Origin of the sequence: Streptomyces composti, from assembly GCF_012034205.1 — a bacterium.
Classification (GTDB): Bacteria; Actinomycetota; Actinomycetes; order Streptomycetales; family Streptomycetaceae; genus Streptomyces; species Streptomyces composti.
Genome location: NZ_JAATEM010000097.1, coordinates 1 through 315, shown reverse-complemented (window position 1 = coordinate 315; position 315 = coordinate 1). Strand labels below are relative to the sequence as shown.

Below are 315 nucleotides of genomic sequence, written 5' to 3'. Positions count from 1 at the left end.
CTTGCGGGGAGGGAGCCGTCGAAGGTGGGACTGGCGATTGGGACGAAGTCGTAACAAGGTAGCCGTACCGGAAGGTGCGGCTGGATCACCTCCTTTCTAAGGAGCATCTAGGCCGCCAGGCTTCGGTTTGGCCGGTCCAGAGCCACTACGTCGGCGAACGTCCGACGGTGGTCAGCTCATGGGTGGAACGTTGACTACTCGGCCAGGTTCTGGGCTGGGGGCTGCTAGTACTGCTCTTCGGAGCGTGGAACGCATGATCTCTGGACGGGAGTTGGTCGGGCACGCTGTTGGGTGTCTGAGGGTGCGGCCGTATGG

Annotated in this window: 1 rRNA gene; it reads left to right on the top strand. The window is 62.5% G+C overall.

Features of this window, described 5'->3' with window-relative positions:
* Positions 1-96: ribosomal RNA gene (locus HCJ93_RS29100) — 16S ribosomal RNA — on the top strand; the annotation flags it as partial.
* Positions 97-315: the final 219 nt, after the last annotated feature.